The sequence below is a fragment of the Youngiibacter multivorans genome, from assembly GCF_017873395.1.
GTDB classification, from domain to species: domain Bacteria; phylum Bacillota; class Clostridia; order Clostridiales; family Clostridiaceae; genus Youngiibacter; species Youngiibacter multivorans.
On record NZ_JAGGKC010000002.1, the window covers coordinates 25,493 to 37,774 of the forward strand.

Annotated in this window: 13 protein-coding genes; 3 read left to right on the forward strand and 10 right to left on the reverse strand. The window is 47.4% G+C overall.

Annotated elements, in window-relative coordinates:
* Positions 1 to 146: 146 nt before the first annotated feature.
* Genes J2Z34_RS01675 through J2Z34_RS01685 form a run of 3 tightly spaced genes read left to right on the forward strand, consistent with a single transcriptional unit; the run spans position 147 to position 1,780 of the window.
* Positions 147 to 500: a helix-turn-helix domain-containing protein gene (locus J2Z34_RS01675; protein WP_209458117.1), complete on the forward strand. Its 354-nt coding sequence runs from the start codon at positions 147 to 149 to the stop codon at positions 498 to 500.
* Positions 493 to 1,245 (forward strand): ImmA/IrrE family metallo-endopeptidase, encoded by a 753-nt coding sequence (locus tag J2Z34_RS01680; protein WP_209458118.1) that lies wholly within the window; start codon positions 493 to 495, stop codon positions 1,243 to 1,245. The genes J2Z34_RS01675 and J2Z34_RS01680 overlap by 8 nt, the downstream gene beginning before the upstream one ends.
* On the forward strand, positions 1,238 to 1,780 hold the full coding sequence (locus J2Z34_RS01685; RefSeq protein WP_209458119.1) for a PIN domain-containing protein: 543 nt from the start codon (positions 1,238 to 1,240) through the stop codon (positions 1,778 to 1,780). The genes J2Z34_RS01680 and J2Z34_RS01685 overlap by 8 nt, the downstream gene beginning before the upstream one ends.
* A gap of 101 nt (positions 1,781 to 1,881) precedes the next feature.
* Here J2Z34_RS01685 and J2Z34_RS01690 read toward each other — a convergent pair whose 3' ends face one another.
* The 10 genes from J2Z34_RS01690 to J2Z34_RS01735 form a co-directional block, all read right to left on the reverse strand.
* On the reverse strand, positions 1,882 to 3,153 hold the full coding sequence (locus J2Z34_RS01690; protein WP_209458120.1) for an L-cysteine desulfidase family protein: 1,272 nt from the start codon (positions 3,151 to 3,153) through the stop codon (positions 1,882 to 1,884).
* 26 nt (positions 3,154 to 3,179) lie between these two features.
* Positions 3,180 to 4,880 (reverse strand): sigma 54-interacting transcriptional regulator, encoded by a 1,701-nt coding sequence (locus tag J2Z34_RS17875; RefSeq protein ID WP_209458121.1) that lies wholly within the window; start codon positions 4,878 to 4,880, stop codon positions 3,180 to 3,182.
* Positions 4,881 to 4,885: 5 nt separating this feature from the next.
* Positions 4,886 to 5,524: a dihydroxyacetone kinase subunit DhaL gene (gene dhaL / locus J2Z34_RS01700; protein ID WP_209458122.1), complete on the reverse strand. Its 639-nt coding sequence runs from the start codon at positions 5,522 to 5,524 to the stop codon at positions 4,886 to 4,888.
* Positions 5,525 to 5,528: 4 nt separating this feature from the next.
* Positions 5,529 to 6,512, reverse strand: a complete 984-nt coding sequence (gene dhaK, locus J2Z34_RS01705) for a dihydroxyacetone kinase subunit DhaK (protein WP_209458123.1) — start codon at positions 6,510 to 6,512, stop codon at positions 5,529 to 5,531.
* A gap of 14 nt (positions 6,513 to 6,526) precedes the next feature.
* Positions 6,527 to 7,243 carry an ABC transporter ATP-binding protein gene (locus J2Z34_RS01710; RefSeq protein WP_209458124.1) on the reverse strand — a complete coding sequence of 239 codons (717 nt, stop codon included), beginning with the start codon at positions 7,241 to 7,243 and terminating at the stop codon, positions 6,527 to 6,529.
* Complete coding sequence (locus tag J2Z34_RS01715; protein ID WP_209458125.1) at positions 7,221 to 8,006, reverse strand: ABC transporter ATP-binding protein; 786 nt, start codon at positions 8,004 to 8,006, stop codon at positions 7,221 to 7,223. Before J2Z34_RS01715 ends, J2Z34_RS01710 begins: the two co-directional genes overlap by 23 nt.
* Positions 7,994 to 9,064 carry a branched-chain amino acid ABC transporter permease gene (locus tag J2Z34_RS01720; RefSeq protein ID WP_209458126.1) on the reverse strand — a complete coding sequence of 357 codons (1,071 nt, stop codon included), beginning with the start codon at positions 9,062 to 9,064 and terminating at the stop codon, positions 7,994 to 7,996. Before J2Z34_RS01720 ends, J2Z34_RS01715 begins: the two co-directional genes overlap by 13 nt.
* 1 nt (position 9,065) lies before the next feature.
* Positions 9,066 to 9,941 carry a branched-chain amino acid ABC transporter permease gene (locus tag J2Z34_RS01725; protein WP_209458127.1) on the reverse strand — a complete coding sequence of 292 codons (876 nt, stop codon included), beginning with the start codon at positions 9,939 to 9,941 and terminating at the stop codon, positions 9,066 to 9,068.
* A 91-nt stretch (positions 9,942 to 10,032) separates the two neighbouring features.
* Positions 10,033 to 11,166, reverse strand: a complete 1,134-nt coding sequence (locus J2Z34_RS01730) for an ABC transporter substrate-binding protein (protein WP_209458128.1) — start codon at positions 11,164 to 11,166, stop codon at positions 10,033 to 10,035.
* 88 nt (positions 11,167 to 11,254) lie between these two features.
* Complete coding sequence (locus tag J2Z34_RS01735; protein ID WP_209458129.1) at positions 11,255 to 11,752, reverse strand: L-2-amino-thiazoline-4-carboxylic acid hydrolase; 498 nt, start codon at positions 11,750 to 11,752, stop codon at positions 11,255 to 11,257.
* Between the last annotated feature and the right edge of the window lie 530 nt (positions 11,753 to 12,282).

Here is a 12,282-nt window from a genome sequence, read left to right on the forward strand (position 1 = left end):
CACAGATTTAGCTATTAATATGAACCGAAATTATCTCACAACACTGAAAATCATGGACGAAAGGCAAGTTTTGTCATATTTATATTTTCTTTTTTTATGTTATTTATGACTTGAATTGCATATAATATAGGTGAGGGGGTGTCATTATGAAAAGTTCAACAGAACATCTTGGATACAGGCTGAAAGAGTTGCGAGAGCAAAGCGGCTTCACGCAACGCAACATCGCGAATTTCCTTAAAGTCGACCAGAGTCTTATTTCAATGGCAGAAAAAGGAAAACGTGCATTGACTTCAGACATGATCGAGAAGCTGGCAGCTCTATATGGAGTCCAGCCAGGCGCATTCCACGAATCAGAATCAGTTCTGAGGCCATTGACATTCGCTCTGCGAGCCAATGAAATACTTGAGGAGGACCTGGAAGTAATAAGCTCCATAAATAGGATTGCTCTCAATTCAATTTTTATGACAAATTTGCTCGAAGGCGGCAATACCCATGGATAAGATGGATTTGTGGAAAAAGGCTGTCAATCTAAGAAAGCAGTTAGGTAAAGATGCAACTTCGTCAATAGATATTTTTGCTTTAGCCTTTTCAATCGAACACCTGTCAATTGTCTACTATCCAATGGGTGACAGACTAAGCGGGATTTGTGTAAAGAATTCAGTAAGCAATGTTATTGCGGTGAATTCAGCCATGACGATTGGGAGGCAACGGTTTTCGCTAGCCCACGAGCTATACCATCTTTTTTTTGATGACGAGAAGCTTACTGCCATTTGCACAAAAAATATTGGCGTTGGCAGCGAAAAGGAGATTGACGCGGATCAGTTTGCATCTTATCTCCTCATGCCGCCTGATGCCTTGTCAGATATGGTAAGGCAGATAAAGAAGACACATTCAGACAAACTATCAGTTAAGGATATCGTACGAATTGAACAGCATTTTCAAATCAGTCGGCAAGCAGTGCTAAGCAGGCTCATCGCTGAGAAGGAACTGACAATGAAGGATTCAGAGCCAATGCGCAAGAATGTCATCCTATCCGCGCTAAGTCTGGGGTATGATGACACACTGTATAAGCCAACCCCAAAAGAAAAGCAATATGGAACATACGGATATTATATCCAGCAGGTAGATAGAGTTGCGGAGAAAGGCCTTGTTTCCGACGGAAAGTATGAAGAGCTGCTATTGTCAGCTTATAGACCGGACCTTGTATATGGAGATGATGCCGAAGGAGGAGAATTGCTTGACTGATTCGCTCTTCTTCGATACAGACTGCCTATCTGCCTTCCTATGGGTAGGAAACGAAAGTCTACTCGTTAAGCTATATCCAGGTAGGATCATAATCCCTAAGCCTGTATATGATGAACTGTCTTATCCTGGAGTCACTCATCTTAAAGCACGATTTGACACACTGCTCTCGAGCGGGCAAGCGAGTTTAGAAAGCATCCTAGCTGATAGTGAAGCATATTTGTTATATTATCAGCTTGCATATGAGCCAAACGCTGGCAATAAAATAATCGGTAAGGGCGAAGCTGCCTCAATAGCTCTGGCAAAAAGCTCAGGTGGTATTCTAGCCAGCAATAACCTCAGGGATATCAGTGTCTATGTTGAAAAATTCAGTTTAAGGCTTATGACTACCGGAGACATCTTGATTCAGGCGCTAGAGGGCGGTTATATTAACGAATCTCAGGGCAATACCATTTGGGCTTCGATGCTTGCTAAAAGAAGAAAGTTGGGGTCAGCATCCTTTACAGACTACATCCGTAGCAAAAAAAATGACATTTGAAAATACTATTTTCCATCATTATGGAAGTCAAGAATACCCATTGAATCACATTAGTTAAAAAAAAAGACCTGGATCTCCATGCAAGCATGGGAACCAGGTCTTCAGTTCTCTATCATTATGTTAAGTATCTCGGTATCGGTGTTCTTCATCCCCTGCCTGGCCATCCTGCCGATGTTCCTGACAGTTTCCTCGACATCCGATCCTACCAGGCCTTCGCCTTGGTGGAATGTCCTTCCTTCCTTGCTCATGTTGATTGCCATGATCATGTTGTCCAGTGCCATTGCAATCTTTGAAGCGCAGGAGGGCTTAGCACCGTCGCACACCATCCCCCCGGTGGTTGCGATGGTATTGGTTACAATGTTAGAAATGGTCTCGTAGTCGTAGTCAAGAAGGTAGCCAACTCCGCTGCCTGCTGCAGCTGAAGCGCTGACTACTCCGCAGAAGGCTGAGAGCTTGCCTATGTATTTCTTCTGATGTATAGCCATCAGGTTGGATACTATAAGCGCCCTGTACAGCTTATCGAGCGGAACCTCCATGGATTTGGCGAATTCAATTACTGGTATGGATACGGTTATGCCCTGGTTACCGCTGCCAGAATTTATGACTACAGGAAGGCTTGAACCACCCATCCTCGCGTCAGAGCCTGCAGCTGCCCTCGCCTTGCTCCTGGTCCGCGGGTCCTTAGGGTCTCCGCTTTCCATTATTGTCCTTCCTACCTCCGCACCGTAACTTCTCGAGAGGCCTTCGTCAGCTATTGCTGAGTTATATGAAATCTGTCTGTCCAGGACCTGCACCAGGTCCCAGTTCTCGGCAAGGTCAACACTGTCCGCATATTCGATTATGCTCTTTAGGGACAATGAGGACTTGTCGGTATCCTCGGAAGCTCCATTCACTGCATCGCATTCAAAGAGCTTCTTTCCATCCTTCTCTATGCTGTAGAACCTTGTATGGTCGTACTTGATCTCGACCATGGAGCTGCCATCCCCATTTTCAAGTCTTACAGCAAGATACAGGTTCTCCTCGTCCTCGACGAGAACGATCCTTACGTCCTTGTCCCTTAAAAGCTTTCTTGCTTTCAGCCTGTTCTCGTCGGTGATCCCTTCAAGTACCTGAAGCCCCTTGCTGGAGTCACCTCCGCAAATGCCAAGCACCGCAGCTGCAGTTATGCCCTTCATCCCCCCGGAGTTTGGCACGGTGACACCCTTAACGTTCTTCACGATATTGCCGCTGCAGCTTATTACAACCGTATCAGGCATCCCGCCCAGGACCTCTTTAGCCTTAGCCGCCGCCAGCGCAATTGCTATGGGTTCAGTGCAGCCAAGGGCAGGTATCAGCTCCTTCATAAGTATCTTCTTGTAGATGTCCTCAGTCATGCCCAATCACTTCCTTTCCGACATGTCTACTGTAGTCCCTGCTTCTTCAGCTTCCTGTAGAGAGTCGCACGGCTTATGCCCATTTTTTCTGCTATTGCTTCCTTGCTCATCTTGTCAGCCACCATCTGCTTAAGCAGCTGTTCCTCGATGATCTCCAGGTTGCAGCTCTTCTCCTCTTCCCTGAAGAAGCCGAAGGACATGATGTCATTTTCCTCGACTGCCTTACCCTCAGCATTGAATATTATGGTCTCAAGAGTCTTGTCCAGCTCGCTGAAGTTTCCGGGCCAGGTGTGGCCTGCAAGTATTTCCAGGGCTTCCCTGGAGAATTTCAGCTCGCTCTTCCCATGCCTTATGGCAAGCTCCCTTATCCTTCCTTCTATGATGAAGGGAAGGTCCTTCTTCCTGGCCCTTAGCGGCGGGATCTCCAGGGAGTTTTCCATTAGCCTGTAATGAAGCTCGTCGTTGAACATTTTCTTTCCTGAGAGCTCCTTCAGGTCCCTTGAAGTATGCATTATGAACCTGATGTCAGTGGCTTCATGCTCTACCTGGTTCCTGGGGTTCTTCCTGTACTTGATGACATCAAGAATGTCCTTCTGCAGGTAAAGCGGGCACTCTTCGATGTTCATCATCAGCACAGTACCCTGGTTTGCAAGGTTCAGAGCCCCTAGGAGCGGATTCTTATCAGTTCCGAAAAGCTCGTTTTCAAGGTCGCTGTAGGTCTTACCGGTACAGTCCATCCTGACGAACCTTTCCTTTGACCTGTCAGAGAAGTTATGCATGGACCTTGCGATCTCCATTACCTCGAGCCCATCCTCGCTTCCAATAAGCACGTTGCAGCCGTCAATCGCAAATTCTTTCGCCTTCTCGATGGTCTCCACCATGCACTGGTCGCTTGAGCGAAGCTTGTCAAAGCTCAGCGACTTGTACCTGTCCATAACCGAAGAATAGCTCCAGTGGCTGTCCCTCAGGCTCTTGAACGAGAGGAGGATCCCCTCCTTCGCTCCATTAACCACAACATTCTTTTTCGACACGATCCCCCTGAAGCTCTGACCCTTGTCCTCAAGGAAGAGGCTCTTCACTATCTTGTCCTTGGGAGAAAGTATCATGTTGCTTATGGTGCTGTTCTTGAATATGTCCTCGGCGTTCCGCCCAAGGATATCCTCTTCAATGTTGAAATACTTCAGGAACTGGTCGTTGCAGAACGAGACCTCGTTCCTTCCATCAAGGGAGAGCAGGCCCTCCTCGATGGTGTTGATTATCGTCTCCCGCTCGCTCTTTGTCTTCTCAAGCAGCGCATAATCCTCCATGTTCTTGAGCCTGAAGGAGAGGAGGTCAGCCATGCTTTCAAGGAAGTCGATTGCCGGACCTACCTTCTCAAAAATCGATGTCTTCATGTTCTTGGGAACAAGCAGGGCTACAGCTCCTACCGGTCTCTCATTGTACATTATGGGAACAGATATCATCCCCTGGATCTTGCACTGGGAGCTGTCCACGCAGTTCTTGCAGATTGGATACTTCCTGTTGTCCTCTATGATGAGCACCTTCCCGGTAGTCAGCACCTCACCGATGACGGAGGTACGTGTCACCGGCAACTGGTTGCTGACATTCCGTGAGGTATAGGCGATCTTGTTGTACTCGCTGTCGATTATGATCACGTCTATGTCCAGTATCGTCGAGATCGCCCTGGAATATTTGTTGGCGATGTCCTTTATGTGAAGGAGGTTCACAAAAATCAGTCCTTTCCAGGCTTCATACAGTCTGAAAGAAGCTCAAGCTGATAGCACATGGTTACAGCTCCTGGATCAAGGCACCCTACACCCTTGTTAGTCTGGTAAGTCGCCCTTCCCTTTACAGCCTCCATGCCCTTGGTGGCTTCCATTCCTTCTACTGCTCCCCGCTTCATTTCTGAAAGTACGGAAGCATCATCCATTCCCGCTTCCATACCGGCTTTCATCCTTACTATAGCAGTATACAGAGGGTCTATCATGGTCTTGTAGCCAGGCTTTGCATTCCCTCTTTCCATTATCGCAGTGAGCTTAGCCTCAAGTATGGTGTGAAGCAGAGGTACATCAATGACCTCCTTGTCCCCTATTGCCTGTGAAGCCTTTATGTATGCGCTTCCGTACAAGACTCCTGATGAGCCGCCTACAGTTGACATTATGAGCATCCCTATCTTCTTGAACATGTCCTTAAGGCTTAATGCCTCAAGTATCTCACGGCTTGCAACGAGCTTCTGGAAGCCCATGTTCATGTTTACCCAGTGGTCTCCGTCTCCGGTTGCAGCATCAAGGTCTGTCACATAATCCCTGTTCTCCTCAAGCTTCTTAGTAACGAGTTCAATATAGTCGAGGTAATCCTTCTTAGTCATCATATTTCTACCCCTTTAGCGCCGGTGTGTCGCATGGCGCATCCAGAAGCTCCTTAAGCTCGTCATCAAGGTCCATTAGTGTAAGTGAGCAGCCTGACATTTCAAGGGATGTCATGAAGTTGCCGACAAATGTCCTGTACACCTTTATGCCCTTTTCAGAGAGTATCCTCTCCACCTCATTATTCAGTATGTATAGCTCCATGAGAGGAGTTCCGCCAAGGCCGTTGACCATAAGGGCAACCTCTTTGCCGGAATAGTCGTAGTCAGCAAGGATCTTTTCAAGGAGGACCTCAGCCAGCTCAGCAGCTGACAGTATATGGCTCCTGTTGACTCCCGGCTCACCGTGAATTCCCATCCCTATCTCTATCTCGTCATCAGCAAGTGAAAATCCAGGTTTCCCGACTCCAGGCAGAGTACATGGAGTCATAGCCATGCCCATTGACCTTATCCTTGAGATCGCCTTCTCTGCAGCTGCCTTGACCTCAGGAAGGGTTCCGCCTGCTTCAGCCCTGGCTCCGGCTATCTTGTGGACGAATACGGTTCCTGCGATACCCCTTCTTCCAGTCGAATAGGTGCTGTCAGGAACAGCCACATCATCCCTTACCACTACGCTGTCGACCTCTATCCCATCCATCATGGCAAGGTCCTTCGCCATCTCGAAGTTCATTATGTCGCCTGAGTAGTTCTTGATGACAAGGAGCACTCCCTTTCCGGAATTTGCCTCCTCGATGCCCTTAAGTATCCTGTCAGGCGAAGGTGAAGCGAATACGTTGCCCGCAACAGCAGAGTCAAGCATTCCCTTACCAACGTACCCTGCATGCGAAGGCTCGTGACCGCTTCCTCCTCCGGAAACAAGTCCAACCTTTTCAGACTTCTCTCTTCTTGTGATAACCTCAAGCTCCCTGATATATACAAGGTTCCTGTGGGCTTTCTCCATACCTTCCAGCATTTCGGAAACAACCTTGTCCGGACTGTTTATTATCTTCTTCATATCGCACCCCCAAATTAAAATTCTTCCACCTGTCCAAGATAAGCTCGCCTTACGGCTTCATTAGTCGCAAGGGCTTTGGCATCGTCTGTCAGTATCACCTTGCCCGTCTCAAGCACGTATCCCCTGTGCGCTATGGACAGGGCCATGTTTGCATTCTGCTCAACTAGCAAGATCGTCGTTCCCTGTTTGTTTATTGAAACTATCAGATCAAATATCATCATTACAAGCTTTGGAGCAAGCCCTAATGACGGCTCGTCAAGCATGAGAAGCTGCGGCTCAGCCATAAGCGACCTGCCAATTGCAAGCATCTGCTGCTCGCCGCCTGAAAGTGTTCCTGCAGTCTGCTTCTTCCTTTCAGAAAGCCTTGGGAAAAGGTCGTAGACCCTGTCATAGGACCTTTTTACTGCTGCCTTGTCCTTCCTTGTGAACGCCCCAAGTGAAAGGTTCTCCTCCACCGTCAGCGCAGGGAATACCTCCCTGCCCTCAGGCGACAGGCTTATGCCCATCCTGACTATCTCAGAAGGCGGCTTTCCTGCAATGCTTACTCCATTGAAGGTTATCTCACCTCTTGTTGGCTTAAGGAGTCCGGTCACCGTGCTTAATGTCGTGCTCTTTCCTGCACCGTTGCTGCCTATGAGTGTCACTATCTCACCCTGCCTGACCTCAAGGTCCACTCCCTTAAGGGCATGAATGTTGCCGTAATGCGTGTTAAGATTCTTTACTGTCAGCACTTTCATCCCTCCTTCCAAGATAGGCCTCTATTACTCTCGGATCCCTAGCTATATCCTTAGGCAGACCCTCAGCTATCTTCTTGCCATAGTCAAGAACATAGATCTTGTCAGATATGTTCATGACCAGGCTCATGTCATGCTCAATGAGAATTACAGTATGTCCATCTGCCTTCAGCTTCCTTATGTATTCAAGAAGCTCATCGGTCTCCTGCGGATTCATTCCTGCCGCGGGCTCATCAAGAAGCAGAACGCTTGCACCCGTTGCAATTGCTCTCGCTATCTCAAGCCTTCTCTGGTCACCGTAAGGAAGGTTAGTCGCATAGCTGTGCATCTTGTCCTTCAGCTTTATTGAATCAAGCAGCCTTATGGCCTCTCTGTGCTTTTCAGCCTCCGCAAAGCGGAATCTCCTCGTCCTGAGAACCGCATCCATGAAGCTGTAGCTTGTATTGACATGCATTCCCAAAAGCACATTCTCTATCACCCTCATGTCACCGAAAAGCCTTACGTTCTGGAAGGTCCTCGCCATTCCCGCCTTGACAATGTCCTGAGGCATCATGCCGCTTATGGTTTTGCCGTCCAGCCTGATCTCGCCCTCGGTAACCCTGTACACGCCTGTCAGCATGTTGAAGAGGGTAGTCTTACCTGCTCCGTTCGGTCCTATTATGCTTACTATCTCACCCTTTTCAGCGGAGATTGAGACCTGGTCAACGGCCACCAGGCCGCCGAACCGCATCGAAATGTCTTTGACCTCTAGATATGCCATCCCGCTTTCATCTCCTTCATCCTTTGTTCTTTGTTCCTTGTCAGATCCTCAGTCACGCCTTTCGGCAGCTTGTATGGCGTCTTCTTCTGTCCGCCTAGGATCCCCTGCGGTCTGAATCTCATGGTTAGGACCAGAACGACCCCGTATACGACGAACCTGTACTCCTGCAGGAACCTCATGACCTCCGGAAAGGAAATGAGAAGCGCCGACCCAACGAACATTCCCTTTATCGTACCCATGCCTCCGAGTATTACAATACTGAGTATCAGTATCGATGTATCAAAGGTAAAGGTATTTGGATCAATAAATCTGATCATGTGTGCATAGAATGCACCTGCAAGTCCAGCGAAGAACGCTCCGATAACAAACACCAGCACCTTGTAGTAGGTTGTCTTCACTCCCATCATGGTGGCAGCAAGCTCATCATCTCTTATGGACATTAGAGCACGCCCTACCTTTGAGTTGACTATGTTGTATATGACAACCGTGGTTATCAGGAGGAACACCAGCATCAGATAGTAAAGGCCGTTGTTGCCTACTATGAGGTCAACTCCTAAAATGCTTGGCCTTGGAATCCTCGATATGCCCAGCGGTCCGTTTGTGACCGGCTCCCAGTTAAGAAGAACCATCCTCACGAACTCGGAGAAGCCTAAGGTGGTAATCGCCAGGTATGTTCCAGAGAGCCTCAGTGTTGGCAGACCCAGGGCAAGGCCCATTAGGGCTGCAAATACTGCAGCAATAGGTGCTGTTATAAAGAAGCTCCAGCCTGTCTGTATGCTGATTATGGCCGAGGTATAAGCTCCGATTGCGTAGAACGCAGCATGTCCCAGCGAGGTCTGTCCGGCATAGCCTGTTATAAGACCCAGTGACTGTGCAAGTATGGCATAGACACCGATCATTATGATTATCCTCATTATGTACTGCGACCCGACTATGAAGGGAAGCAGAAGTATAATGAGTGCCAGAGCGATATTCGAATAAAGCCTGTATCTTGCATAGAATGAACTGACCTTTTCCAAAAGACCTGAAAGCCTTATTTTTCCAATCTTATCTCTCATGCTACACCTTCGTTATCCCCTTCTTGCCGAACAGGCCGTTTGGCCTTACAAGAAGGACTAATATAAGAATGACGAACGCCACTGCGTCCCTGTAGCTGCCTCCAAGGTAAGTGGCAGCGAAGCTTTCTGATATCCCAACCACGACTCCTCCGAATATGGAGCCATAAAGGACTCCGATTCCTCCAAGTACCGCTGCCGAGAAAGCCTTCATTCCTGCCATGAAGCCCATGCCTGCATATACCATCTGGTAATAGCCGCTGATGAGTGAGCCGGCTATAGCCGCTGATGCTCCTCCAAGAAAGAACGTGAAGGTTATAACCTTGTTGACATCGATACCCATGAGGTGAGCCGCCTTCTGGTTCTGCTCAACCGCTCTCATGGCAAGGCCCACCCTGGTAAACCTTATTATGTAGGTCAGGACCGAGAGAAGTACAAGTGAGACCAGGAATATGAAAAGCTGTGTGGTCCCTATCTGGGAGCCAAGTATGTTCACGGTACCGTAGTCGAAAAGCTTCGGGAAGAACTTGGTCTGGCTTCCGAACCCGATCATGAGAAGGTTCTGTATGATGTATGAAATTCCGATCGTCGTTATAAGCGCCGCAATGGGCTTGGACTTCTCCGACCGGAGTGGCTGCAGCGCAGACTTGTCTATAAGAACTCCCAGTACTCCTGTGAGTATTACGCTCAAGGCTATTGCAGGGATGATCCCCATATTCATCGATATGAAAAGGAGTGCGAAATGCGCTCCGAAGGCATATACGGAGCCATGCGAGAAATTCACAAGCCTCAGTATGCCGAATACTAAAGAGTAGCCGACGGCAATAAGCGCGTAGACCATTCCCAGTGTGATGCCGTTGATTAGCTGCTCTAAGAACATATCTTTTCCCCCTGTCGAGAACCTCTTTTATTAAACCCATGAAGCCGGCAATAAGTCATTTCCTTAGCTCCATTGCCGGCTTCACAAACTGCTATTTTACTTCTACGAACTTTCCGCCTTCTATCTTGACTACAGTGAACGGTCTGACAGAGTCTCTGTTCTCATTGAACTTTGTAGCTCCGGTTACTCCGTTATACTGTATCTTTTCAACTTCGTCCCTTATCTTCGCCCTGTCAGTCGACTTTGCATTCTGTATTGCAGTAAGGATTATACCCATGCTGTCATATGCCTGTGCTGTAAGGCTTGAAGGGTTTGCTCCGTACTTCGCCTTGTAGTCCGCTACGAACTTTGCAACCTCTGGCTTTGTCGATCCTGAGAAGAACTGAGCCGGGAAGTGTATTCCTTCAGCATTTTCCTTCGCAAGCTCTATGAGCTGCTGGCTGTATGCATTGGAGAAGCCCACGAACTGAATGTCCTTGTTCACTGCCTTGTACTGGGTTGCAAGCGGGGCAAGCGTGTTGTACATCGCCGCAACTATCACTACTTCGGCACCTGCGCTATTGAGCTGGGATATGTTCGGGCTGAAGTCAACTGTTCCGTCAACTATCTCCTGGTGGTCAACAAGCTCTCCACCAAGCTCCGTTATGAGCTTCTTGACTATGCCTGCAGTGTTTGTACCCCAGTCTGTCTTAACTGAAAGGACTCCTATCTTCTTCTTTCCAAGGGTCTTCAAAGCTATTTCAACTGCTGCCTTGGATTCTATCGAGATTACTGTGTTATTCCTGAATATGAAGTTTCCTTCCTTGGTGAAATCAGCATGTGATGCTGATGGGGATATGTTGACTATACCGGTCTCCTGGTACTTTGGAGTGGCTGCCATTGCAACGCCTGATGCGAAGTGTCCGATTACAGCCGATATGCTGTCATCGCTTGCTATCTTCTCAGCTATTGTCGCTGCCTCTTCACCGTTGTTCTTGTCGTCATATACGACTACCTCGATCTTTCTTCCAAGGACTCCGCCCTTTGCGTTCCATTCTTCAGCCATGAGGTTCACCGCATTCTTGAAGCCTGTTCCGTATTCTGCATAGTCGCCTGTCTGAGGTGCCGCTACCGCTATCTTTACTGGTGCTTCCTGTGTTGGGGCTTTGGATCCGCATCCTGCGAGTACCGGTAGGATCATTGTAGAGATTGCTGCCAGTGCTACGAGTTTAGTGATTTTTTTCATGATTTTCCCCTTTCTGTCGATTGATTCTTCAAGCAGTCGATACACCAAAATTGAAGCATGAAATTATCAAGGTATTATGAAGATTCTCCTATTTGTGGAAGTGAAGCTTGCAGGTCTTGCAGCTCTTTGCGATGGTATCAGTAAGGTCAAAGGTGTAACCCATGGTCTCCGCTATTCCTCTGTCGCCGTCCATTGCCATGTCACAAAGCAGCTCGCATGTCTCGTCATCAAAGCCAAGCTTCTTCCAGGCTGAGATAAGCGGGCAGTAGTTGAACTCAACCACCAGGTTGTCCCTGTCAAGGCTCTTGACATCCATCTCGAAATATTTCAGGACTCCCTCATGCAGGAACAGCGTCTTGAAGTACGGTATGTCCTGTGTGTCCACCATCTGATTCTTGATGGCCTCACCGTGGATCCTCCCGGTCTTCCTTATTGCAGCTCTTGTGAAAGCTTCTGCGTCATATCCCATTGCCTTCGCCTCGGAATACATGAGACCCATCCAGGTTGCCCTATGCTCTATGGCCGCCCTAAGCATATTCACCCTTTCATCAGTTGTAAGACTTGGAACATTCACGATATTTGTCATATTTTCCTCCCAAACTTTAATTTAATCTATTTTTACCCCATAGATTACAACATAAATTATTCGCGGATTTAGTTAGTCATTTTCAAATTCAGGACAATTTTCAGAATCTTTACTCTTTCGTAATACAAAATCTCATTTTGATACATCTTCAATATTTGACCTTATTTTTATCGATTTACCGTCTCAAATTGAGATATGCCGTATCTTTTTGCTACATTTCAAATTATATATGACGTTGTAAACATTATCAATACCCCTCGTAAACTTTTACATGCTTTGTCCCAAATTAAAATTCAACCAACAAATTCCGCATTTTTGAATAAGTAAAACGGCGCCCGAAGATTTTATCTTCAAGCGCCGTTACTTATGTTGTTATTATATTTTCATAATAACGATAAGTCAATATGAATTTGCAAAGAAATGAACATTATTTGAATAAACATTCAATCAGGTCCCTTATACCTTCTAAATAACCTTTGAATTTCAGCCCGAAAAATAGAGTTCAGGTAAGCCTTTCGGGTGATCCCACA

Coding starts and splice junctions, on each gene's coding strand:
- dhaK (WP_209458123.1), bottom strand. CDS start 6,512: ATGAAGAAGATAATAAACAGTCCGGACAAGGTTGTTTCCGAAATGCTG.
- J2Z34_RS01725 (WP_209458127.1), bottom strand. CDS start 9,941: ATGTTCTTAGAGCAGCTAATCAACGGCATCACACTGGGAATGGTCTAC.
- J2Z34_RS01735 (WP_209458129.1), bottom strand. CDS start 11,752: ATGACAAATATCGTGAATGTTCCAAGTCTTACAACTGATGAAAGGGTG.
- J2Z34_RS01675 (WP_209458117.1), top strand. CDS start 147: ATGAAAAGTTCAACAGAACATCTTGGATACAGGCTGAAAGAGTTGCGA.
- J2Z34_RS01680 (WP_209458118.1), top strand. CDS start 493: ATGGATAAGATGGATTTGTGGAAAAAGGCTGTCAATCTAAGAAAGCAG.
- J2Z34_RS01690 (WP_209458120.1), bottom strand. CDS start 3,153: ATGACTGAGGACATCTACAAGAAGATACTTATGAAGGAGCTGATACCT.
- J2Z34_RS01715 (WP_209458125.1), bottom strand. CDS start 8,006: ATGGCATATCTAGAGGTCAAAGACATTTCGATGCGGTTCGGCGGCCTG.
- J2Z34_RS01730 (WP_209458128.1), bottom strand. CDS start 11,166: ATGAAAAAAATCACTAAACTCGTAGCACTGGCAGCAATCTCTACAATG.
- dhaL (WP_209458122.1), bottom strand. CDS start 5,524: ATGATGACTAAGAAGGATTACCTCGACTATATTGAACTCGTTACTAAG.
- J2Z34_RS01720 (WP_209458126.1), bottom strand. CDS start 9,064: ATGAGAGATAAGATTGGAAAAATAAGGCTTTCAGGTCTTTTGGAAAAG.